This window comes from Paenibacillus jamilae (assembly GCF_050482105.1).
GTDB lineage: Bacteria > Bacillota > Bacilli > Paenibacillales > Paenibacillaceae > Paenibacillus > Paenibacillus jamilae_B.
In genome coordinates, this window is the sequence record NZ_JBCNHI010000016.1 from 150,950 (window position 1) to 175,159 (window position 24,210).

Here is a 24,210-nt window from a genome sequence, read left to right on the forward strand (position 1 = left end):
GTTACTCCATTTCCGGGGTTATCAGTACCGTTAGCAGCTTGCAATGCTGCAATTCCGGCAATTGTGCGCCCTCCGAAGCGGATGAAACCAGCGTTTCCCCCTTGGAGCGCTCATCCAGTGAAACCAACTCATAGTGGGCCGATCCACCGTATGTGAGACGTGCAGTCGCATTTTTCTCCAGGTAAGGATTAAACACACGAACGACATACCCATCGCTATGTTCTGCTTTCTTGAATGCACTTAAGATGACGTTGGAAGGCTCGCTAAATGATAAAAGGCTATAGTTTTGCTCGAATATTCTCTCTTCGTCACGGAAGGCGAATATTAAGCGACCGTTGAGAAAATCAGACAGCTGATAACTGGACAACGGCGTTAAATATTCCTTAGCTGCTCGAGCGATGTCCGCCTCATCAAACCCAGACTCGTGGACATGTAGAGCAAACGTAAATGAAAGCTCACCTAGCAGCTGTGCGTCCGGCGTTTCTACGATCTTTTCTCCCGAGGCACGACCTGGGCGATATAGCAGATTCTCCTTACCCATATATCCAAAAGTACGGAATAACGTCAGCGCTATTGTATCATGTTCAGGGCCTATGATTTCATATTCTCTTACCCCTTCGGTCAGCACCGCTACTCCACGTGAGCCATCATTTAACGCAACATAGCTTTGCATCGCCTCTATGGTAATCGGCTTCTCCGTCCACTGCTCCCGTTCCCAAACCTTGACTTCCTCCAGCGTAGTTGGACGGGCAATGACGCCGAACGGCTGATCTGCAATGGATAGCTTGGAGGTGATCCCGGTATCAAATAGCACCCGCAGACGGTGACTCAATACCCGATTGTCGATATTTACGGAGAAACGTATCAGACGTTCACCTTTACGTAGCGAGACCGACGCCTGTAGTGGCAACTCAGCCGAAGTCAGAGCAGCGGAACGCTCATTTAAGTCATACGGAACCTTCAGCTTCATCCGAAGGGACAGATCCTCGGCTACCGGACCTTTGGATGTTATCGTCTCCACATCAGCACCCAGTGAAGATACCGTAAGGTCTCGTTCCGGCGGAGAATAGTTGTAGGAATCTCCGTCATCTCCATTTTCCTCGAACACCATTTGATCCACGTACACACGTCCCGAGACTTTATCCGTAATACTTAATGCCCCGTTCTCCTGTACAGATATCGTAAAAAATTCATTTTCAATCTCGTTTCCGTTGCTGCGCCCTGCTATCGCATCCCCAGTCGAACTGAAATCAAACACGATTTGTGTATACCCCATAGCAGGGACTTCCTGAAGCTCTACCAACAGCTTGGCACGAAACACACGCTCAGGCAGGTACACCTTTTTGCTCGGATTTAGATCAATATGCTGGCCAAGCACGTAATCGGTTTGTTCCACTTTCTCGGTAATCGTATATGGAAGCTGCTGTCCCTTCGTATCCCGAATGACAAAGCCTCCTTCCGGCAAGTAAGCATCAATTTCTGTCACTCCCTTGCGCGGGTACGGCAACGTATTAAAGATGGTGAAGGCAAAAGTCTCCTCCTGCTTAATCTTTGACGCGATCATTCGCTTGTGCAGTTCCAGTAAATTCTCCGCGATATCGCGTGCCTGTTTGTATCGAAAAGCCACATCCCGGTTCGTCGTATCACTATTGCAGCCACCGATGCTGTCGTGAGCCGCATTTTCAAACAACAGCTTCCATATATCTTTCACGATATGATGTGGATACTCATGTCCAAGTGCATGACTGATCGACAGTACAGGCTCCAGCGTATTCACGATTAAATGTTCAATCTCATTATTTTGCTGCTTAAGATCCGCCCGTGTGGAAAAAATCGACTTATGAATACGCATATGCTTGGCTTCCATAAGCTCTCCTTCCAGTACAGGAAGGTCACTGCTGTCTCTTTCAATCTCTTCAAGAAAGCGTTCCGGCTCATTCATCACATATTCCCGTTTCGGGTCCAGCTCATTGAACGTGCGAATCAGCTCTGGCAAGTTCAGGCGGATCGGCGCCTGATCGAAGCCGTTGGGAAAATAAACATGGCGAGTGGACGCTTTTTCCTCCAGTGCACCGATCTGACTGTCGAGATACACCTCAAGTTCTCCCGCTTCCTCTGGAATATTCCCACCATAGTAGTAGCCAAACGGCATCTGTACCGCAAACACCTGACTGCCATCCGACCCTTTCCACAAAAACTCGGTTTTCGGATTGGTGTTATCTGCTACCCCGCGCCAGAACAGAAAATGTCGAATACCAAACTCTTGATAAATCTGCGGCATCTGCGCCGACTGACCGAAGGCATCCGGTACATACCCGACCTTCATGGCATGACCATATTTCTGCGCGGTTTCCATACCGTAATACAGATTACGGACAATGGATTCACCGGATATCACCAATTGATCGGTCTGCGTATACCACGGTCCAGTCATCAGACGCTTATCGCTTACCAGGCGGCGAATGCGCTCTTCATCTTCCGGGCACCAGCGGATATAATCGTCGAGCAATGACCCTTGGGCATCCAAAAGATAGTATTTAAAACCGTCCCCGTTTTCCAACGCATCCAATACTTCTTTCACATGCTTCACCAAGTAGACTTTCGACCTGGAAGTCGTAAAATACCACTCCCGGTCCCAGTGAGTATGGGGTATGACATGCACTTTCGTACGGCTCATATTTTGTTCTCCCTCCATCTATCGATCTTCTATCTAGTGATATTTAGTCAAATACAAGTTCTATGTCTTCTCCATTTTTCTTAACAGATGCCTCTTTGGCTTCGGCCTCCTGTTCCTCCTCTCGGAAGTTGACGAGCAGGGTTCCGGCTACAATGATCAATGCGCCTATAACCCCCCCAGCCAAATATGCAAACGGAGTACCGACGGAGATTGCACCATACAAACCGCCAATTGGAGGCATGATAACATGTGCGCCTAGCAAAGCTGTCAATCCAGCACCTGCTGCGCAGGCAATCATGTTCAGTGGAATCAGCTTGGCAGGATTACGCAGTGTAAACGGAATAGCCCCTTCCGTAATTCCGATAATGCCCATGATCACGGAGCCCTTTCCAGCTTCCCGATACGTTTTGGAAAAGCGTTTTTTTAGAATCAGAGTTGCAATTCCATAGCCCAGAGGTGGAATACAGATTGCAATATTCACGAAAATATTGGGTAAGTATACGCCCGACAGGAATAAAGCATTTCCCGCCATCCAGGCCGCTTTATTAACAGGGCCCCCAAGGTCGAACCCGATCATAGCCCCTAAAATCAAGGCAAGCACCAGGGTACTGGTTCCGCTCTCACTCATATGCTTAATCCAGTTGACCAGTCCTTCATTAATTGCGCTCAACGGTCCACCCAGAATGACGGACATGAGAATCCCGGTTAAGCCTACCGTAATGAGCGGCAAAATAATCAGTGGAACAGAACCAGCAGCCGGGCCTGTGATTTTCACTTTGTTTTTCACCCAGAGGGTGATATACCCTGCAAAAAAACCTGCGATAAGAGCACCTAGGAAGCCCGCATTCGTTTCCTGTGCCAGCACACCACCGATCAGCCCTGCAGCAAGTGCAGGCTTGTCAGCAATTGAATACGCAATATAGCCGGCCAGGACCATATTTAGAAGTCCAATTCCGCGCCAACCTACATTTTCAACTAAGTATAAAATATGAAGAAGGCCGCTTTTGTCAGCATACGGACCAAAGTCAGTGACACCCATGGTCAGGCCGATAATTTTACATACGGCAACAATCAAGGAGCCTGCAATAATAACCGGAAGCAAATAAGAAATGCCTGTCATCAGATGTTTTTTAGCTTCACCGAGCCATTTTTTCATCATGTTCTCCCCCATCATGAATACTACTGTTATTCAAAGGCTCATCGGACATCTTCTAAGTCAGCTACGCTGTCGATTGTCCGTGTTGCCTTCCTAACCTTATTTTTGAGCAGAGATCGCTTCCACCGCTTTGGTGAGTACCGCTTCCGCATTGTTGACCGCATGACCAATTTTAACGCGAACAATTTTTTTATCTTCAAAACGCTCCGCATCCTTCACCGTCTGATCCGAAGCAATCAATACAAAATCCGCTGCTGCAATGTCTTCCTCCGTAAGCTTGTTCACTTGGCCTAGTGCACCCTGCTGTTCCACTTTAATATGGTGACCGAGCTGTGCCGCCGCTTTTTCCAGCGCTTTGGCCGCCATTGGAGTATGAGCCAACCCTGCAATACACGATGTAACGCCTACAATTTTCATTATGACACCAACCCTTCTGTATACTGTTCCAGCAAATGATACACATCGCTGCTGCTATTAGCGTCCGCTACCGCCTCTTTGAAGGAATCTTCTAAAAGCAGAGTTGCGAGCGAGGAAATAATTTGTAAATGGGATACATCCACAGACCCTTTAGGCACCAAAATACTAAAAATATACTGGACAGGCTTGCCATCATGAGAGTCCCAGTCAATGCTATGTTCCAATCGGATCACGAGCACTGCCGGTCTGGTGACCACCTCGCTTTGCGTATGAGGGATGGCAAACTGATCCTGAAGCCCTGTCGAATATATCTTCTCCCTCTCCCACAAATCCTGCACCAGCTGCTCCCTATGGACGGTGACACCCAGCTTTTCAGCCTCTTGGGCAATAAACTCAAACACAGCCGATTTGGTCTCCAGCTTCTCATCCAAATAAATCTGTTCTCTAGTAATCATGGTGGATGTCTCTCCTCCCTTCTATCTATAAGTGAAACGCTTACAAGTTTATTTTAGCCGACTCTTTCTCCAGGTTTTATCTATAAAATTTCCCTATCCAAGCGGAAATGGACTAGACATTGTTCATAAATGTTTTGTGATAGGCATTTCGATATTGCAAAGGTGTCATATGGACGCTCTTTTTAAACAATCGCATAAAATACTTCTCATCCGTGTATCCTGCTTCTTCTGCCACCTGCTTGATGCTCATATCTGTACGGGAAATTAGTTCCTTCGCTTTATTGATTCGAATACTGTGAATGAACTCCAAGGGACGCATGCCCGTATTCTGCTTGAACAAACGGGATATGTAATCCTTGTTGTAATTGAATTTCCGAGCCAAATCGGTCACAGTCAGCGGCTCTTCAGCATGAATTCGAGTCCACTCGATAATTTTGTTCATACTCACATTCCCCTGTGAATAAACAGGATTGGAGATCAAGCGACTGAGGGCCAGTTCAGATATCTCGATCAGCAGTGAGGTGAACAAATAGTTAGCACTGTGATACGTAAGATAATGCGAGTTGGCGACATGCAAAATTTGATTGACAATAATATGAATCCGATCTCCGTTATCTGCCTGTACATTTTGTGGCAAATAGATATCGCGCATTGCGCCATGGCGTTGCATAAGCCCATCCATAACACTTGTTTCCTGCTTCATTTCCTCATTAGATAATACATTCGGGGTCGCAGGCACATCGAAGTGAAACCAATAAAATTTAACCCCCGGCAATGATTCCCGGTATCCTCGGTGCGTACGGCCGGGGTACAGCAATAGAATATCTCCTTCCCCTATTTCAAAATCCTCCTGTTCCTCCCGTATATATACCGTTTCTTGGACACCCAGGATCAACTCAAAGTTCTCAATGGAACGGCTCATATGCTTCCATGGCACCTCGGAAACAAACTCACCTGCCGAGATTAGTTGGATCGGAGCATCTACATTCACTTTCAGATAGGCCATGTTGTCATCTCCTTTGGTTCATGTTCGGATTTGTCCACCTATTGTATGGTTAAGCTACTGACATACCGCGGTTGCAATGCTAATGTAGTGGAGAAATATACACTTTCATCTTAGCTAAGGAGCGATGATTTTGAAAGCACAAGCTTTTGACTTGCATAAAGTAAGCATTGATTCTGGCCCACTTTACCATGCCATGGAGCTGAATATGACCTATCTGCTGAGTTTGGAACCTGACCGTTTATTGTCACGTTTTCGTGAATATGCGGGCTTGGAGCCCAAAGCGGCTCATTATGAAGGTTGGGAGGCACGCGGCATCAGTGGACATACACTTGGGCACTACCTGTCTGGCTGTGCGCTGATGTTTGCCTCTACAGGCGACAAAAGGTTGCTGGAACGAGTAAACTATGTAATCGACGAGTTGGAAATATGCCAAACCAGTCATGGAAACGGATACATTTCCGGCATTCCGCGTGGGAAGGAGATTTTCGAAGAAGTCAAAGCCGGGGATATTCGTTCCCAGGGCTTTGATCTTAACGGAGGCTGGGTACCGCTATATACGATGCACAAGCTCTTCGCAGGGCTGCGCGATGCCCACCTGCTCGCTCATCATCCCAAAGCTTTAGCGATGGAAATCAGACTCGGTGACTGGCTCGAGGGTGTATTCCAAGGACTGAGCGATGAGCAGGTGCAACAGGTGCTCCATTGCGAGTTTGGCGGCATGAACGAGGTGCTGACCGACCTGGCCGAACATTCCGGAGAAAAGCGCTTTTTGAACCTGGCGGAACGCTTTTATCATGGAGAGGTGCTGAATGATCTCGCAGACAGCCGTGATACGCTGGCAGGAAGACATGCCAATACACAAATTCCTAAGATTATTGGCGCAGCACGGCAGTTCGAAGTGACAGGCAAACCTCTATATGCGGACCTCTCCCGCTTTTTCTGGGATCGGGTGGTTCATAAGCATTCCTACGTAATCGGCGGCAATAGCTATAACGAGCATTTTGGTGAACCTGGCAAGCTGAATGATCGTTTGGGTGAAGGCACCTGTGAAACCTGCAACACCTACAATATGCTGAAATTAACAAGACATATGTTCGAGTGGGACGCTTACGCAGCCTATGCCGACTACTATGAACGAGCGATGTTCAATCATATATTGGCTTCACAGCAGCCTGTAGATGGACGGGTGTGCTATTTTGTATCCCTCGAAATGGGTGGACACAAGTCCTTTAATTCTCAATATGAGGATTTTACATGCTGTGTAGGGTCCGGTATGGAGAGTCACTCTATGTATGGCACAGCGATTTACTTTCACACACCAAAAACGCTCTATGTTAATCAATATGTCCCTTCTACGGTGACGTGGGATGAGATGGATGTACAGCTCAAACAAGACACTCTCTTTCCGCAAAATGGGCGAGGAACGCTGCGTGTCATAAGCAAGGAGCCCAAGCTCTTCACGATCAAGCTAAGATGCCCGCACTGGGCGGAGCAGGGTATGTTGATTAGAATCAATGGAGAAGAATATGCCGCAGAGGCTTGTCCTACCAGCTACATTGTAATTGAACGGGAATGGAACGATGGCGATACGATCGAGTACGATATTCCTATGACAGTAAGAGTGGAGGAAATGCCGGATAATCCGCGACGAATTGCCTTCATGTACGGTCCGCTTGTGCTGGCTGGAGATCTGGGTCCTGTTGAACAGGAGTCCAACGAGGAACGTCTGCTGGCATCTGTTCTGATCGGAGCAGCTGATTCCCTGACAACCAGACTGATTGCTAACGAAAACGAGCCGAATACATTCCATCTAGGTGACCTGGGATATATCGGGGACTTGCAGCTTCGTCCGTTTTATCAGATACATGATCGTTCCTATACCGTCTATTGGGATCTCTTTTCCAAAGAGGAGTGGGCAGCAACAGAGGCAGAATACCGTACCGCGTTAGCGTACCAGCTAGAGCTGGAACAACTTACAGTGGATGTTGTGCAGCCTGCCGAAATGCAGCCAGAACGGGATCATGCCTTTACTGGCGAGCATGTAGGCCTGGGGTCCATCTATAATCGCAAATATCGCGACACATGGCCTGGGGGCTGGTTCTCTTTTGTCATGAAGGTACTCCCGGATGAGCCTGTCCAGCTGGCAGTCACTTACCTGAAGGACTCCGACCACTCTCATCGTGACTTTGACATCACTGCGGATGGCCAGAATTTAGGAGCAGGCAAGCTGGAGTCCGAGGAAATGAATAAATTCGAGACGTTTGCCTATGAGCTGCCTCTGTCTGTGACGAGCCACAAAAATGAAGTGACAATTCAATTCAAAGCCCATCCACAAGGCAAGGTGGCGAAAGTGGCTGGATTACGAGTGATCAGACATTCTATTGTATGACCAAATGATCTATATAAATCTACGATAACGCCACTACGCAGGCGGATAGCGCTTCCCATCGCCACCGCTTTGCTTGTACAGCACTATTCCGCCTGCTCCGTTTTTGATGTTCATCTTTTAAATTCAGCTTAAATAAAAAAAAGCAGATGCTCCTATGAGCTATCTGCTTTTTTTGTTTACCCTAATAACTTCGAATATAGTAGCAGCTTCATGTTCACGTTACATCATGTTCATTTCACGGAAACTATCTCTAATCTTGCGCAGCTCTTGCTGGGCTCTACCGTATCGGGAAGCATAGGTCCAAGCAAGCACTTGATGATAATGTGAAGGCGTTTCAATCGTGGTCACATTATACATGATCGGGATCCCGTCTACTTCTCCCTTTAGGGTGAATTCAATGGCTGGGTATCCATTCACCACCCTGTCAGAGGCGCTTCCCAATTCAGGGTCCGTAATTTCTGACACCAAATGATCTTCAATAATCCCTTTATATTCTTGAAGGGTCATACTGCTGTCAAAGTCGCTTTTCGGTTCAGACAATACAATCAAGTATCTATCGGTAAATTCATTTTTAATGGAAATATCCGCTTCCTCATTAATCCCATTATCTCGTGACCAATTCCACGGAGCTGTAATCGCAAACTGGTTATCCTTACTGATAAATACCTCTGGCTTCACGATTTGAGTAATGAGCGTAGAAATTAAGGATACAGCCAAGACAATCGAAGTGATCGTCATTAGGATGATTGCACCTGCAATAATGCCGGTTTTCTTTCTGTCTACCTTCCCCAAATCCCGTACCTTAACTACATATGTATTGGCGGCCATATCTCCAATTCGTTGTTTCCTAGGCGTCACCAGCACACATATACCGGCGGGCAGCCCCCAGAAAAGCAGCGGATTCGTATCCACCAGATGTATGAGCGTACGGATCAAAGATTTAATGATGCCTGGCGGCCTTCCTTCTCCATTCACGACCTGAATACGAAGTACAAACTTGCCCAGCGTATAGCCTGTAAGTCCTTCCAGCAACAGATAATAGCAGAAAGAGCCAATCAAGAAGAGTATCACTACCATACCCATATTTGGGGTTTCCGTTTCAGATAGTTTTTTCGCTGCGAAATATACCAGTCCTCCATATCCGAAAACGATAAGGATGAAGTCAATTATCCAGGCTGCCCATCTTCTGAAAAAGATAGAAGCTCCGTATGTCTCTGATAATGCCGCCATCTTATCTGGTTCTCGTCGTTGATAGCCACCACTATTCCTCACGTATTCTTCTGGCGCAAATGTAGTTGGATTTTTCGATAAATTAGGTTCTTCCAAATGATACACCCCTGATGTCAATTTAATCCCAGTTCAGTATAGCATCCTTTTTCATCCAGTGGAGCAAGCCTGATAGCGCACCAGAGTATACCGAATCCCTCCGATGAACAAACCACACCTCTAATTTACGATAGGTTTCGGGTAAACGATGCGCAGCAATCCTTCCCGCCTCCTTTGCCTTTACAATTGACGAGTGTGGAAGCATGGACACCCCCAGACCAGAGGCTACACCACCCAAAATGACTTCCAATGTTCCAAATTCCATAATCTGATACGCATCCACTCCTGCATGGCTGAGAAAGCCTTCCGCTCTTGCCCGATGTGTGCAGCCTACATCGAAGAATAGCATAGGCTTGGCAAGTAGCTTGCTCATATCACTTTCTCCCGGTTCCGAAATAAGCACCAACTCCTCTTCGAAAGCCGCCATATGCTCTATATTCGGATCATCAACGGGACCATAGACGAATGCCCCATCTAATTCGTAACTTAATACCTTTTGTACAAGAGCATGCGTCCCCCCGGTCATAAGCGATAGCTGTACATCAGGGTATTGAGCGTGATATCCCGTCAATAAAGCCGTTAGATGCGTAACCGCAGTCGTCTCAATCGAGCCTAATCGCAACGGTCCGGCAGGCTGATCCGAATATTGAGTAGACTTCTCTGCCTCGTCGAGCAAGGTTAGTATGGATTCCGCATACTCCAGCAGATTCTCTCCTGCCGATGTTAGCGTCATTCCGCGATTAGATCTGCGAAATAGCGGTACGTTCAATTGTGCCTCAAGCTGCTGAATCCGTGAGGTTACATTGGACTGTACATAGTTCAACACTTGTGCAGCCCTTGTGATACTACCCTCGCGAGCAACCGCCCGAAAAATTCTCAAATCACTGCTTTCCATGTATACGTCACCTGCTTGGTATGATCATTTATGATACTGACGTTCGATTTTGTTCATTTTACCGGATGCTTGCCACTCTGTACAATTCAAAGTACATGCAAATGCATCTAAAATCGACCACAGGAGGCTTTGAAATGAAAGCTATAATTCATACTGGTAAAAAAGGCCTTGAGGGCCTGACGTATAAGAACGTTACGGACAGACAGCCAGGGCATGGTGAAGTGAAGGTCAGACTCAAAGCCGCAGGCTTGAACCATCGGGATCTGTTCCTCATGGCGGATCGAACCGCCAACGATGCTCCACTCATTCTCGGATCGGATGGAGCAGGCGTGATTGAAGCTGTAGGCGCTGGCGTCCCAATCTCGCTGGTTGGCACTGAAGTAATCATCAATCCATGTATCGGATGGGAAAAGACGCACCTCGTTCCCTTGGTTCCTGCCATTCTGGGCGGTCCTTCAGATGGGACATTGGCCGAATCGGTCATCATTCCCGCTCAAAATGCCATCAGCAAGCCAGCTTACCTGTCTTGGGAAGAGGCAGGGGTGCTGCCTCTGTCTGCCTTGACCGCTTACCGCGCTCTCTTCACTAGAGGCCAATTGCAGCAAGGGGATCATGTCCTCATTCCCGGTATTGGCGGCGGGGTAGCCACGTATGCCATGCTTATGGCCTTAGCGGCGGGCGCACAGGTCAGCGTCACATCACGTAGCGAAGCCAAAAAGCAAGCTGCCCTCACCCATGGCGCTCATCATGCATTCGACAGTGATAGCGATTGGAAAGAAAGTATGAACGGAGACACCGTGGATCTGATCCTTGACAGCATCGGACCCGCTACATTCGACAAATATTTGGATGTCATCAAACCGGATGGTCGGATCGTTACATTTGGCGCAAGCTCAGGAGATCATATAGAGCTTCCGCTTCGCTCCATATTTTTTCCGCAAATCAGCATCATCGGTACCTCTATGGGGAGCAGCGAGGAATTCGCAGATATGCTCCAATTCATGGAGCGTCATTCCCTTCATCCCATTATAGACGGCGTCTTCCCTCTACAAGATACGACGCAAGCCTTTTACCGTATGCAGCAGGGAGCGCAGTTAGGCAATATAGGGATCAGCATGGAATAATACGCACGTAACCCTATGCGTCTAGAAAAAAATCCACTACTATAAAAGGCCTCTTCCCGAGGTCAATTTTATAGTAGTGGACCTATTCAGTCGATCAATCGATGCTGAACCCATTTGCTGCCGCGGAAGCGCCAGAGGAAAACGATCCCCCGCACCCCCCATTCAATATCCATAGCCAGCCAAACACCAACAATTCCCCAATTGAACACAATACCCAAAACATATCCGAGCACTACCCGACATAGCCACATGGACAGCATAGAGGTGAGGGACGTAAATTTGGAGTCACCTGCCGCCCTAAGCGCAGAAGGTGTGATAAAGGCGATGGACCAGAGCGGGATCTGGGCCAACGTATTAATCAGCATGACCATAAAAATGTCGTCTACAATTTCAGCAGGCGGATGAAACAGCCCCACCATCGGCTTAAATAAAGGCATTAGGATTAGTCCCATTACAATAAATGAAGCGGACGACAGCCAAATAAACGATTTGGTGAACTTGCGGGCATCGTGTACATTTCGCCGCCCCATGCATTGACCAACCACGGTTACAATTGTAAGAGCCAGAGCATTCGCAGGAATTTGGAACACGTTAGCTAGGGATGAGCAAATGGCATTCGTCGCCAATGCATTGGTCCCCAGGTTTACAATGAAAATTTGGGTTAAAATTTTACCCCCGTTAAAAAACATCTGTTCCGCCGCAAAAGGAAGACCAATAAACAGGATCTTTTTAAGCATAGCCAGATTAAAATAAAGCATATCTCTAAGCTGGACACGCAAGTCGTCATCTACCCTGACCAAATAAATCAACGCGCAGGCAGCCCCAGCATATCTGGACACATTGACTGCAATCGTCATGCCCAGTACACCCATATCCAACAAGTTAATAAATACGACATTCAGCAGCACGTACGAAAGGTTCATGATAAGCGAAAGAGCCAGCGATGCCCTCGTCTTGCCGATCCCTCTCAGCGCTCCACATACCGCTTCAACAATTGCAATCCCTACAAAAGACATACAGCTTCCCAGCAGATACACCTTGCCGTTAGCCAATACATCAGGCGAGGCAGAGCCAAACAGCACACTTAAAATTGGATTGTACAACACGATCATAAACAGACTGATGCATAAGGCCAGCAAGGAAACGGAGGATATGGTACCAGAGGTTGCTTTAGAGACCATAAGGTCATTACCGCTCCCCTTATACTGCGCCACGACAACCGTTCCCCCGGTAGACACAGCCACAAACACATTAATTAGAAAAATATTTAATGAATCAATCATATTTACGGCACTGACCGCCGCCATCCCTGACGAGCTGATCATGGCTGTATTCACCAAATTGAGACCCACGATAAAGGCCTGATCAATCAGAAGCGGGATAAACAGGGCAATAATCTGCCGATAATCAATGGACTCTCCTGAAAAATGCCGATTCAGAAAGCCATGCGTTCTCATCCTTACACTTAGTTGACTCATATTATCACTTTCTTTTTATCAAATTGAAAAAAACCCTTCAACAGAAGAGTCTTTCATGGCGAAAAAATGTATAAAGTTGCAAGGCTAGATGTCTCTGGCTCTTGATTCTGTACACTTTTCTCTACATAGAAGTATTACTCTAAAAGAAAATTCTGTCAATGGTTTTGCTCACATTTCAATAGAAAAAAACATAAAAACCTGCTCAGCTCAGTGAACAGGTTTTTAAGCAGCATGACCATGTTATGAAATGTCATTAATATCTTGTTAAGTGAACACTTATGATCTTCTCGCGATTAAGTCTTGCTGAATAGAAGCCTCGTTCTTTTCGAATTTTTTATAGAAAAACATAGGAATGATTCCGATCAAGAAGACGATAAACGGCAGCCAGATGAAGCTGAACTGAATGCCAGACAAAGCAGTCGGGGTCTGAACCTTTCCAGCAATATAGCCTGTGCTACCCATAACCCATGCTGGCAATAATCCGCCAATTCCGCTACCCGCTTTAATACAGAATGCGCTTCCAATAGAAGTCAGGAACCCACTTGCCCGAATTCCATTTTTCCATTCCCCATAATCTACTGTATCGGACAACATTGCAAATGGCATCGAACACGCAAAGCCTGATCCTAAGGCACCTATGATCCAACCAGCAATAATAAGGGTTAAGTTTGTGCTCCCCATTAAAATCACGACTTGACCTAGTGCAGCTAAGATCAATCCGATAATCATGATCGTATTTTTACTTAATTTTCTGGCGAAGAACGGAATCAGAACCATCGAGATCAATTGCAAAGAGGTGAGTCCATTGATTAAAGGTACCAGGTCCTTACTATCCAGATTGTATTGCAGATAAAAAATAAGCGTGGCCGAACGAATATTCAAGCCGATCCAGTAACACAGGTTAGCAGCTACAACGAGCATCCAAGGCCAATTTCGCTTGATGGCTGTAAAGCTTTTAGCAATCGGGACAGATTTCGTTTTCACTGCCGCATTTTCCCGCAAATCGGCAAAAGCTATGAAGAACATAATAATCGCCATGATTCCAAATAAAACGAGTGTTAAAGAAAAGCCTTTTTGATCATTCCCCTGTCCAAAGAAGGCTACCAGAGGTAAAGTGAACGTCGTGGCGATGAAGAAGCCCACGTTTCCCCCGACCATACGGAAAGAGTTCAAAACTACGCGTTCATTGGAATTGGTACTCAGGTTAGGCAGAATAGACGTAATCGGTGTACTGATTCCCGTATATAGGATACCTGCTATGATGTAAGTGATAGCCGCGTATGCAATTTTCCCTGATTCACTCCAATTGGGCGTCGTGAACGTAAGGACCATGAACACGGCGAACGGAACAGCTAACCATAGAAAATAAGGTCTGCTCTGACCGTATTTGGACTTGGTCCGGTCAATCAGGATGCCCCAGATCGGGGCATCAATGGCATCGATAAAACGGGTGATAAATAGTAATGTTCCGGCAATCCCGATAGAAAGACCGAATACATCCGTATAAAAATATAATAGATAGCTGGAAATGACACAGTAAAGTAGGTTGCCTGCCGTATCTGTTAACGAATAGCTGATTTTACGATGAAAAGGAACGGTACTGGTTGCTTTTTCAGGTGGTTCCGTACTCACAATTCTCGTACTCATGATCTTTCCTCTCCCCATGCGAATGAATTATGATTCATAAACCCATACACGCATTTCCCCTTTGGCCCGATTGCACCAGGCGTAATAAGGAATGGCGGTAATTTGTTGAGGAACAAGTTCAGGGGGCTCCGAGCTGTATAATGCCTTTGAACCTTTTACCCGATATCCCTCTATGGCCAGCTTTACAATACCACCCAGCAGATTTTCACTAAACTCTTCTGTAACGGGTTTATCCTTTGGTATTCTTAATCCTGCCAGGTTCGCCCCATTATCCGCTTCTTCCAGACAGTACACGACTGGGCCGCGTTGAAGAGCAACTTGCTGCTGGTTCATGGAGACAAGCGGGTTGCTCCGAATGCGCTCCACCGGCATAGCCAAATGCAAAGTGACCACATCGCCGTCCTTCCAAGTGCGCTGAATCTCGACATAGCCCTTTTCAAGCTGGTCTAGCGCTATGACTTCCCCATTCACCTTGACCTCTGCCTGCTTGCACCACCCTGGAATTCGCAGTGCCCATTTAAATGCAGTTGGCTCTGCTACATGGATCGAAAGAGTGAGATCCGCATCCCACGGATAATGATGAGTTTGTGTAATTTCAACCTCTTGACCAGATAAAGTCATGTTCATCTTGCTGGCAATATACAGATGCGTATACAATGTGTCCTCGGTCTGGGTGTACATATTGTCTTCCACCGATGCAATCATTCGCGCCAAATTGGGTGGACAGCAGGCACAGAAGAACCATTTTTGCCGCTCTGTTTTTACATGCTCCTGATCTTTTCTCGATTTTTGAAAAGGATTGACTTCCAGCGGATTCACGTAGAAAAACCGTTTCCCATCCAGATCCATTCCGCTGATCGTTCCGTTGTATAACGCGCGCTCCAGAACATCGGCATATTTCCGGTCCGGCGCTAAGCGCAGCATACGGTTAGCCCAGAAAGCCAGCCCTACAGAGGCACAGGTTTCGCAGTACATGCTGTCATTGGGAAGATCATGATGGCAAGTGAATGCTTCTGCGTTCACTGTAGACCCGATTCCGGCGGTAATGTACATTTTGTGGTTCGTGACATCATCCCACAGCGTTTCACAGGCTTGTAACAGGGAAGCATCTCCCGTTTTGGCAGCCAGATCTGCCATCGCAATATACAAATACACTGCTCTTACCGCATGGCCGACGGCCTCTTTTTGCTCCCGCACAGGTTGGTGTGCCTGCTGATATTCGAAGCCTAGGCCGAAATTAATGTTGTTATCATCATTCCAGGTGGGCTCTGTTTGAATATGCTTTCTCTTTTCCTGCTCCTCCATAAAATAAATTGGATGCTGTCCCCGCTGATCGATAAAATATTGCGCTAGTTTGAGATATTGATCCTTAGCCGTTACGTCGTATAATTTGATCAAGGCCAGTTCAATTTCTTCATGCCCCGGATAGCCTTTTCGTTTCCCTTCTTCCGTACCAAAAATCTGCTGGATCAGGTCTACGTATTTCTCCATAATGTGAAGAAGCTTCGTTTTGCCCGTCGTTTCGTAATAAGCAACAGCCGCCTCTATAAAGTGTCCGGCACAATACAACTCATGATTATCTCTTAGGTTCGTCCAGCGATTGTCAGGCTCCTTCAGCAAATAGTACGTATTCAAATACCCATCCTCAGCTTGAGCTCTTCCCAACAGTTCAATGACTTCATCGGCCCGCTCTTCCAGCGCAGAATTGGGATGATCCCTTAAGCTAAAAGCAACCGTCTCCAGCCATTTGGCAAGATCACTGTCCTGGAAAACGGTTCCATAATACTCCCCGCTGGATTCCCCGGCTGCAATTCTAAAGTTCTCAATCGCATGGCTGGGTTCTGTATCTGGTAATTCATCATTTAATGCTTTCCACTGATAGGGAATGACCTCTTCCGCCACAACCTGCTTATACTTTTTCCAAAATGAATCATCGACGATGACATGCTTCACTGGCTTTGCCGTTTTCATTGAATAAACATCCTTTCCTGGAAATAGAACGCTTTCATTTTTGAAAAAATAAGGATAAAGTAATGATAATATCGAACAAGTTAACCTAAGTTCCCTTGGCTACAGTCCTTATTTTATCAACCTGAATTTATAAAAAAAATCGCGATCTTTAACTAAAACTTATACGATTTCACACACAAAGGAGCTGACTTCCGTGAGCAAAACAGACTTTCTATCTTTCCTTGTCCCTCCATTGCCATATTTTATAGAGGGGAATTTTACTACATACCAAAAAGGGGACTGGCATCCGAATCGCTATAACTTGGGTTATTTTGACGTAATTATTATTAAAGAAGGAATGTTGCACATCGGTGAGGAGGACGATTCGTGGAAGATAACCGAAAATCATGCCCTCATTCTTGAGCCGGATAAGCATCATTTTCCCATCGAGGCATGTACAGAACAAACCTCCTTTTACTGGTTTCATTTTCAAACCAACAGTTTGTGGTGTGCCCAATCCTCGCCTAATCTTATTATCCCTAGCACCCCCATTCCTGAGTTGCATTTTCACTCAGAACATACCACCATCCACCTACCCAAATACCAAAAATTAATTAATCCCCATGAGCTGTTCTCCAAATTGGACTATTTACTAGCCTCTACTTTAAAAACTCGAAAGCTGGCTCTATGGGAGACTCAACAAACATTTGTGAATATTTTTCAGGGTTTGGAATATGATGAGAATTATAAAAGCAGTTCCTCCAAGTTAGCTGAACAGATCGAAATATTTTTAAAACAAAACTACAGAAATGCCGTCACTAATAAAGATCTGGAGGCACATTTTCACGTACATCAAAACTATCTTGCCAGATGCATGAAGGCCGCCTTCCAGCGCACGCCGCTTGAGTATTTAATGGACTACCGCCTGGATCAGGGACGCAGTCTTTTGCTGCAAACCGACTGGTCCATCCAGCAAATTACGGAGGAAACAGGATTCTCTCAAGCCAGCTATTTTTCAAAGTGCTTCAAGGAAAGATTCGGAATGTCGCCGAAAAATTACAGACAACAATACTGGAAACCGGCCTCTAATTGAATGTTTACGTCTCTTTTACATTTCCTTTACATTTTGATTGTATTCTTTTGATACTGTCACTTTATACTGAGTCGGTTATATCATCTTCGCTTCAGAAAAGGGGCATACATATGAAATCAACTAAACTAGCATTATTAACCATGTTAACCGGGATTTTGGTATCACCAGACCTGATCCATGCGGCAGACACTCAGCCATCTGGGTATGCACCATTACGAACACAGGCAGATAAAATGGGGGCCACCATTACATGGGATAGTGATGATCATTCAGTGTTGATCAAGCTGAAAAACGGCATTGTCGGGACTTTTACAGTCGGTGAGAAGCAATATCGTTTAGCTGGCCAAACTGGAAAAGCGGACCGAGAAATTAAGATGATCAATGGAAATGTATATCTTCCTACCAAAGTGATCACTACACTTGAAGCAGAGAATCGTAAATATACAGATCCCAAGGACGCAGTTCCCACCTATAAAGTACTTCCCTCTGTCGAAACAGAAGCCGTAGAGGATGGAGAAGATGCAGCTGACGACCCTGCCATCTGGCTCAATCCGGTTGATCCGGACAAGAGCAGAATTTTAGCTACCAATAAAGGCGGCGGAATTTTAGTCTATGATCTGGATGGCAAGCAACTGCAAAACATGAAAGTCGGAAAAATGAACAACGTGGATCTTCGTTATGGTTTCACATTGGGCGGTAAAAAAATTGATATCGCAGGCGCAACCAATCGTACCAATAACACGATCGATATCTTTGCCATTGACGGTGAATCAGGAACATTAACCAACGTGGTTGATAAACCTATTAAAGCAACCATGAAAGAAGTATATGGATTCAGTTTGTACCATAGCCTCAAAACAGATAAGTTTTACGCACTCGTTTTGGGCAAAGAGGGTGAGTTTGAGCAATATGAGCTGACTGACAATGGAAACGGCAAAATTGCCGGCAAGCTTGTCCGCCAGTTTAAGCTGGCTACGCAATCCGAGGGCATGGTCGCTGATGATGAATATGGTACGCTGTACATTGCTGAAGAGGACTACGCCATTTGGAAATATAGCGCCGAGCCAGACGGTTCATCCAAGCCGCTGCGACGTGTTGATATTGCAGATGGACGTAGACTTCACGATGACATTGAGGGACTCACTTTGTATTACGGCAAAGACGGCAAGGGGTATCTTATGGCCTCCAGCCAAGGCAACAGCAGCTATGCCATCTATGAACGACAAGGCGACAATGCCTATATTAGCAACTTCACAATCGGTGACAGCCCTACTGTAGACGGTACGTCTGTCACAGACGGTATTGATGTTCTTGGCTACGGATTAGGCAAGAATTTCCCACATGGCATCTTCGTTGCACAAGATGACGAAAATCTCCAAAACGGCAAGAAGTTAAATCAGAACTTTAAAATGGTACCTTGGGAGCGAATTGCTACAGGTGCTCCTACGCCGCTTACGGTAGACGATGGCACCAATCCGCGTGAATTGGTAGACAGAAGCACGAAGTAATGCCCGTCAGGGAAATCGATACAACAACATTCTGACTCGATTCATAGAAAAAACCCGCTCAATGAGCGGGTTTTAACTTTTCATATGAATATGTCCAGTGTGTGAAAAACACAAAACTCTTCGCCTGACTTCTTAGTGGTACTACGCCTTTAGATCCAGTACCAGTACATTTACCGAGTTAGCCGGTAATTGTAAGAGAATAGAATTCGTTTGCAGTGCGACTTGCTGTTCAGTAGGCACTACCTTTTCATCATTTTTCTTATTCACGTTAGGTACATGAACAAGCGAGGAATCGCCGGTTAGTGTAATCAGCTTGGCGCTGGACTCAACATTCAAATCTTGTAGATTCAGCTGCGTTGCCTTATCTACGTTGTCGGCATTCACAAGCTTCACATATACATGTCCAGCATCTCGGGTCACCGAATGAAACACGTCTCTGTTATAAGCCTCCAGCTTGTAATCCAGCACTTTGCTGGTTGTCTTGCCGTCCGTGTAGGAGCAAATCAGGTTGCTGCCCGTTTCTCCCCCATAGTTCACCGTGATGGTGTAGTCGGTATTATCGGCCAGTTCTTCATAGCTGGCTGCTCTCAAGTTGCCCGCAGCTGTACTGGAAGAGTAGTCACCCATGGTATAGCCTTCTATGCCTTGCTTGTAAACCTTCACGCCGGTAGCATTGCCGCCATAGCCAATCGCGTATTCGATGACGTTCTTTTTCTCAGCGGTAATATCCGTGAGACCTGCACCCACATAAAAACCGTCCGTGCCGGAAATGCGGGAAGCAACGACCTCTACCTTATAGTTGTTCCAGCTGTCGTTCAAGATGTACAGGCCGTTCAGACCGCTATCTTGGGCTTTGAGGACAAGCCCCTTGCCTTCCTCCACCTTAGATCCTACGGAACCAGGAATAACTTTCCAGGCTGAATTCAATTCCTTGGTAAAATCTTGATCCAGCAGCACACTGCCGTCCTTATTCGAAGTAACAGTCACACGCTTAACCACAACCTCGGCGTTACCTGTCGCGATCTCAATTCCACCCTGAGGAATGAGGTCAATTGGCTGGCCGTTTTTGTAAGTAGAGAACGAAGTGGTCAATACTTTATTGCCCAAATATTGGGCATACATTTTCTGCACATAATAGTTTGGTGTAAACCATACGGTTTCGTCATCAAACCAGATACAATCCGGTGTCCATCTGTACGTTCCGTCCGTCAGGACTTTGTTAAACAACGGTGCATAGGCAGCCAACCGGACGACATCGGCGTTATTTTCGAAGCCCGTCATCACCGCTGCTTCTGCGACTGCGCCTGCCAATGTATTTTTATCTGTCGAAGCATACTCCCCAACGAAAACCTTCGACGTTTCTTTCCAGTTGATGCTGCCATCCGCATTATAAGCTCTATAGTAGTAATTATAGCGGTCCACATTATTCAACAGATACTCATTAGAACGGTAATAGTGTTCATCGGCAATGGTGTCCATGTAGTCTTTTTGCTTTTCATACCAAGTTACAGTCTCTTCCGTCACCTGGTTACCGTCTGCAAAAGCAACCTTGGCAGAGCCCTTCATATTACCGCTCAGGAACTTCCAGCCCTGCTGGTAGGCATCATCATCCGCTTGAGCGCCAACCGTGGAGATGATATGCAGCTCATATCCCGGGTAGTTTTTCTCCATGTACTCATCAATCGATGTCTTGAACACTTCAAAGTTGGCGAAGAACTCTGTGCCCCAGTTTTCGTTCCCCACGCCCAGATAACGCAGATCAAACGGTGCTTCATGGCCCATTTTTTTACGCATGGCGGCCCATTCATTATGTTCAAAATCAACGCTGATCGCAAAGTCAATTAGGTCCGTAAAATTCTTGATATAGTATTCTCTTAATGCGCCTCCAGCCGGATGAGCATAATCCGAGCGGGCTTGGCAGAGCACACCGCAGGCCATAACTGGAAGCGGAGCTGCATTGAGGTCTTCTGCCAACTGGAAGTATTCCATATAACCAAGACCCATGGTCATCATATAGCCCCATACATTAAAGTTTTCCTTGCGCAGCTCGATATCCCCAATGGACTCCTTCCAGTCGTATACGTTTTCCCATATAAACGATCCTTCGGAAATACACCCCCCCGGAAAACGCAAAAACTTCGGATGCATGCCGACCAGTGCGTTCACCAGATCTTTTCTCAATCGGTAATTCGGATTACCCTGATAGTTGGCGTGTGCCGATGGGGATTGCTCTTCCTCTCCTGCCCCCCATACATCTTGTGGGAATAAGGAGACCATATCAATGGAAATGTCCCCTTCAAATGTAAGCGCCAGCTGTCCCAGAACCGTAGCTGTACCTGTCAGTACCAGCTTGGAGTGGACGCCATATTTTTTCCACGTGTTTCCACCCCCCACCTGCACGGTTACCGAATCACTGACGGTCTTCTCCTTCGAGTCTTGAAGTTGCAGTGTGATTGTACCCGCAGATTCGGCCTTTGCCCAGATGGTGAACTCATACTTGGCGCCCTCTTGGATGGACATGGCACAATTCTGGTTAGAATCGGAAAAGCCTTTGTTTCGAATCGTTGCCCCATCCGCTACTGTTACGTAATAAGAGTTCACATCCTTGTCTTTTGCGCCCAAAAACTCATTTAATCCACCGCTATGTTGTGGAGCCATCTTGTCCGTATCACCAGACCAGGCGAACAATGGATTGCGGTTCCGTCCTGTAGAGCAGCCGCATTCACCCGAAGCATGGGAATACGTATCAAACTCAAAGGATTCGAAGGAGCGATTTTGTACAAGTTCTGCATATATCCCGCCATCTGCCGCGTTATTGATATCTTCGTAGAACAAGCCGTACATCACTTCGCTGACATCCACAACTTCCTTATTCCCATGAATGGTCAGCGTGCATGGAGGCAACTGTTCTGGAAGAACGGATACTTCAAAGCTTTCTTCGATCCGGCTTGAACCTCTGGTCAACAGAGCCGTAACAGTGACTCCCTGTGCGGAAGTAATCGCCTGAACCTGTCCATTGTCAGAGAGTATGCTAGGCTGGCTGGATTTCCAGGTCACTTCTACTCTTCCACCCATCAGAACCGTTGGCAGAGCTATGTCTTTGGTTATAATTGTCGTCGGAAATGATAAATACTTATCTCGGGCAAGCTTCACGATCTCCTCATCTGTCAATGAATCGCACATGACCTCAATGACTTCATCCGCCGTCAAGCCTGCTTTATAAACCCGGAAGTCCGCAACCGAGCCAGCGAAGTCTACATCGGCTGCATGTTGGGAACGACCGATAAAATTGTTACTATAGTTGGTCGTATCTGCAAACGTTTCAAACCATTTGCGTAGCTTGGCGTAGTTGCCACTGGAGGTTTGACTGATGGAACCGTCCGCTGCCACTTCACCATTAACATATACCACCGGGCCTGCACTGCTTAATGTACCGCCTTCCGTGCCGATGACAGACAGCGCTATGTGCATCCACTCATCCCTGACAAAACCTCTTCCCGGGTCAACGGATAAATCAGCCTCAGTGAAGAGAGTCCCGCGCAGATTTCGTGTCATAAACATATAAGGACCCGTATGGGATTTACCAAAGTCAAAAACACGTTCCCACATATCCGTGAATCTGCCGAAGTTTACCCAAGCCGTCACTGTAACACCGGTGTTATCGCTTACATCTTTAAACAGATCGGAAGGAAGCTGTATATAAGATGTTCCGTTGGGGCCTCCCTCAAGTGCCAAAGCCGCTCTTCCGGTAGCATGGGAGATCGTAGGTGCTGCTGTGCCTGAAGCAATCCCGTTATTACCTTGTCCGGAGCTATCTTTGCCGACGTTCTCTGCATCATCAAACTTGTACCGCGCAATGATTTGATCTTGGAATTTGGTCATCTTTGTGGCTCCTATACCTATAATTTATTAATGTAATACCTAATTAATTAATATAAATACATACTATATAACTATAGTACCTTATCCTGTGTACCTTTTTCAATCCAATAAATCAGATTTATAAAGAAAATGCTTGAACAAACTACAATAAAAAAGCAGTCATCACAGAGAATACTCTGCAACAACTGCTGTTTGGTTTACAAAGCTATCCGTTCAATTTCTGTCCACAATTCGGACAAAAGTTAGCTCCCTCGTTTTTTGTACCACAATTCGGACAAAAATTGGGCCTTTTGCCATCACCGGAAGAAGTGGAGACATCGGAAGCTGGCTGATTCCCAGCCGGAGGCTGCTGGCTTGGGTTCAGATTTTTCATCATTTCATTGGCTATATTCATGCCCATCATCATACTGGCCATATCCGAAGCAGCACCGCCGCCTTTTACATTCCCCGATGCAATACCGTCGGTCATCGTCACTTGTTGGTACTTTTGCAGATTGCCGATCATTTCATGAGAAGCCGTCTTCGTAATCATATCCTGAATTTCTTGAGGATAATTGAAGCTCATCACATGAAAGCCTGTAATCGTCATACCGTTGTCCATCACTTGCATATCCAGGTCTTCTTGAATGCCCTTCGAAATATCATAAGCATTCGCCTGTAGATTAAACATATCCTTGCCTTCTCTGCTGATCCACTTCATCAATAACTGATCCAACACCGAAGTAATCCGTATTTTCACATCCTCAACAAGATAACTGTCCTTTACCCCGGCAATCTTGTCAATAAGCGTAACATAATCGTTTACTTTAAAATTAAATGTACCATTGGCGCGAATCGGCATTCCGCCTGGCAATTGGGGAGTCGGGATCAAAACCGGGTTTTGTGTTCCCCATTTTACCGTAAACTCCTTCGTATTAACGAACAAGACCTCCACCCGCATGCCGCTATTAAAACCGAACTTGAACCCTTTTAATGTCGATAGAAATGGAATAATATCCGAGTCCATGTTATATGACCCTTCATTCTCAAAGATACCCTCGATCTTGCCATTATTGACAAAAATCGCATCCTGACCGGAGCGGATGATTAATTTACTGCCTTTTTTAATTTCACGATTGCTCCACTTCCAAAAGATCATGTCATCCCTAAATTCTTCCCATTCTACTACATTTGCAAATTGATTTCTGAAGAATCCCATGTGCTGTAT

The 24,210-nt window shown here is 46.2% G+C and carries 16 protein-coding genes; 4 read left to right on the forward strand and 12 right to left on the reverse strand.

What is annotated here, in order from left to right:
- Nucleotide 1: 1 nt before the first annotated feature.
- From mngB to ABEW32_RS14430, 5 genes are all read right to left on the reverse strand, one after another.
- Entirely contained in the window at nt 2-2,677 is a 2,676-nt protein-coding gene (mngB, locus tag ABEW32_RS14410) for a mannosylglycerate hydrolase (RefSeq protein WP_488168820.1), read from the reverse strand.
- A 43-nt stretch (nt 2,678-2,720) separates the two neighbouring features.
- Nucleotides 2,721-3,833, reverse strand: a complete 1,113-nt coding sequence (locus ABEW32_RS14415) for a PTS fructose transporter subunit IIC (RefSeq protein ID WP_430188789.1) — start codon at nt 3,831-3,833, stop codon at nt 2,721-2,723.
- Between the two features lie 99 nt (nt 3,834-3,932).
- Entirely contained in the window at nt 3,933-4,250 is a 318-nt protein-coding gene (locus ABEW32_RS14420) for a PTS fructose transporter subunit IIB (protein WP_107734430.1), read from the reverse strand.
- On the reverse strand, nt 4,250-4,705 hold the full coding sequence (locus tag ABEW32_RS14425; protein ID WP_430188684.1) for a PTS sugar transporter subunit IIA: 456 nt from the start codon (nt 4,703-4,705) through the stop codon (nt 4,250-4,252). Before ABEW32_RS14425 ends, ABEW32_RS14420 begins: the two co-directional genes overlap by 1 nt.
- A 112-nt stretch (nt 4,706-4,817) precedes the next feature.
- Entirely contained in the window at nt 4,818-5,711 is an 894-nt protein-coding gene (locus tag ABEW32_RS14430) for an AraC family transcriptional regulator (protein WP_430188685.1), read from the reverse strand.
- A gap of 130 nt (nt 5,712-5,841) precedes the next feature.
- On the opposite strand from ABEW32_RS14430, the gene ABEW32_RS14435 reads away from it, so the two are divergent.
- Complete coding sequence (locus ABEW32_RS14435) at nt 5,842-8,100, forward strand: beta-L-arabinofuranosidase domain-containing protein (RefSeq protein ID WP_430188686.1); 2,259 nt, start codon at nt 5,842-5,844, stop codon at nt 8,098-8,100.
- 219 nt (nt 8,101-8,319) lie between these two features.
- On the opposite strand, the gene ABEW32_RS14440 is transcribed toward ABEW32_RS14435, so the two are convergent.
- Together ABEW32_RS14440 and ABEW32_RS14445 are read right to left on the reverse strand one after the other, a co-directional pair.
- Nucleotides 8,320-9,426 carry an RDD family protein gene (locus ABEW32_RS14440; RefSeq protein WP_430188687.1) on the reverse strand — a complete coding sequence of 369 codons (1,107 nt, stop codon included), beginning with the start codon at nt 9,424-9,426 and terminating at the stop codon, nt 8,320-8,322.
- 22 nt (nt 9,427-9,448) lie between these two features.
- Nucleotides 9,449-10,321, reverse strand: a complete 873-nt coding sequence (locus ABEW32_RS14445) for a LysR substrate-binding domain-containing protein (protein ID WP_430188689.1) — start codon at nt 10,319-10,321, stop codon at nt 9,449-9,451.
- 134 nt (nt 10,322-10,455) lie between these two features.
- Between ABEW32_RS14445 and ABEW32_RS14450 the strand changes: the two genes are divergently transcribed.
- The gene (locus ABEW32_RS14450; protein WP_430188690.1) at nt 10,456-11,445 is read left to right on the forward strand and encodes a zinc-binding dehydrogenase; all 990 of its coding nucleotides are present in this window, start codon (nt 10,456-10,458) and stop codon (nt 11,443-11,445) included.
- Nucleotides 11,446-11,531: 86 nt separating this feature from the next.
- Here ABEW32_RS14450 and ABEW32_RS14455 read toward each other — a convergent pair whose 3' ends face one another.
- From ABEW32_RS14455 to ABEW32_RS14465, 3 genes are all read right to left on the reverse strand, one after another.
- Nucleotides 11,532-12,923, reverse strand: coding sequence for an MATE family efflux transporter (locus ABEW32_RS14455; protein ID WP_430188691.1), 1,392 nt, complete (start codon nt 12,921-12,923; stop codon nt 11,532-11,534).
- Nucleotides 12,924-13,199: 276 nt separating this feature from the next.
- The gene (locus ABEW32_RS14460; RefSeq protein ID WP_039276538.1) at nt 13,200-14,570 is read right to left on the reverse strand and encodes a glycoside-pentoside-hexuronide (GPH):cation symporter; all 1,371 of its coding nucleotides are present in this window, start codon (nt 14,568-14,570) and stop codon (nt 13,200-13,202) included.
- A 27-nt stretch (nt 14,571-14,597) separates the two neighbouring features.
- Nucleotides 14,598-16,541, reverse strand: coding sequence for a glycoside hydrolase family 127 protein (locus tag ABEW32_RS14465; RefSeq protein WP_430188692.1), 1,944 nt, complete (start codon nt 16,539-16,541; stop codon nt 14,598-14,600).
- 193 nt (nt 16,542-16,734) lie between these two features.
- Between ABEW32_RS14465 and ABEW32_RS14470 the strand changes: the two genes are divergently transcribed.
- Both ABEW32_RS14470 and ABEW32_RS14475 read left to right on the forward strand, forming a co-directional pair.
- A complete protein-coding gene (locus tag ABEW32_RS14470) occupies nt 16,735-17,613 on the forward strand; it encodes a helix-turn-helix transcriptional regulator (protein ID WP_430188693.1) in 879 nt (292 codons plus the stop codon).
- A 110-nt stretch (nt 17,614-17,723) separates the two neighbouring features.
- Nucleotides 17,724-19,121 carry a phytase gene (locus ABEW32_RS14475; RefSeq protein ID WP_430188695.1) on the forward strand — a complete coding sequence of 466 codons (1,398 nt, stop codon included), beginning with the start codon at nt 17,724-17,726 and terminating at the stop codon, nt 19,119-19,121.
- 141 nt (nt 19,122-19,262) lie between these two features.
- Here ABEW32_RS14475 and ABEW32_RS14480 read toward each other — a convergent pair whose 3' ends face one another.
- On the reverse strand, nt 19,263-23,003 hold the full coding sequence (locus tag ABEW32_RS14480; protein ID WP_430188696.1) for an alpha-L-arabinofuranosidase C-terminal domain-containing protein: 3,741 nt from the start codon (nt 23,001-23,003) through the stop codon (nt 19,263-19,265).
- A gap of 205 nt (nt 23,004-23,208) precedes the next feature.
- Entirely contained in the window at nt 23,209-24,201 is a 993-nt protein-coding gene (locus tag ABEW32_RS14485; protein ID WP_430188697.1) for an SPFH domain-containing protein, read from the reverse strand.
- Between the last annotated feature and the right edge of the window lie 9 nt (nt 24,202-24,210).

Bases quoted from the DNA above. Each gene is read 5' to 3' on its own strand.
- ABEW32_RS14465 (WP_430188692.1), bottom strand. From the start codon at position 16,541: ATGAAAACGGCAAAGCCAGTGAAGCATGTCATCGTCGATGATTCATTT.
- ABEW32_RS14480 (WP_430188696.1), bottom strand. From the start codon at position 23,003: ATGACCAAATTCCAAGATCAAATCATTGCGCGGTACAAGTTTGATGAT.
- ABEW32_RS14430 (WP_430188685.1), bottom strand. From the start codon at position 5,711: ATGGCCTATCTGAAAGTGAATGTAGATGCTCCGATCCAACTAATCTCG.
- ABEW32_RS14460 (WP_039276538.1), bottom strand. From the start codon at position 14,570: ATGAGTACGAGAATTGTGAGTACGGAACCACCTGAAAAAGCAACCAGT.
- ABEW32_RS14420 (WP_107734430.1), bottom strand. From the start codon at position 4,250: ATGAAAATTGTAGGCGTTACATCGTGTATTGCAGGGTTGGCTCATACT.
- ABEW32_RS14425 (WP_430188684.1), bottom strand. From the start codon at position 4,705: ATGATTACTAGAGAACAGATTTATTTGGATGAGAAGCTGGAGACCAAA.
- ABEW32_RS14450 (WP_430188690.1), top strand. From the start codon at position 10,456: ATGAAAGCTATAATTCATACTGGTAAAAAAGGCCTTGAGGGCCTGACG.
- ABEW32_RS14485 (WP_430188697.1), bottom strand. From the start codon at position 24,201: ATGGGATTCTTCAGAAATCAATTTGCAAATGTAGTAGAATGGGAAGAA.
- ABEW32_RS14415 (WP_430188789.1), bottom strand. From the start codon at position 3,833: ATGAAAAAATGGCTCGGTGAAGCTAAAAAACATCTGATGACAGGCATT.
- mngB (WP_488168820.1), bottom strand. From the start codon at position 2,677: ATGAGCCGTACGAAAGTGCATGTCATACCCCATACTCACTGGGACCGG.
- ABEW32_RS14455 (WP_430188691.1), bottom strand. From the start codon at position 12,923: ATGAGTCAACTAAGTGTAAGGATGAGAACGCATGGCTTTCTGAATCGG.
- ABEW32_RS14475 (WP_430188695.1), top strand. From the start codon at position 17,724: ATGAAATCAACTAAACTAGCATTATTAACCATGTTAACCGGGATTTTG.
- ABEW32_RS14445 (WP_430188689.1), bottom strand. From the start codon at position 10,321: ATGGAAAGCAGTGATTTGAGAATTTTTCGGGCGGTTGCTCGCGAGGGT.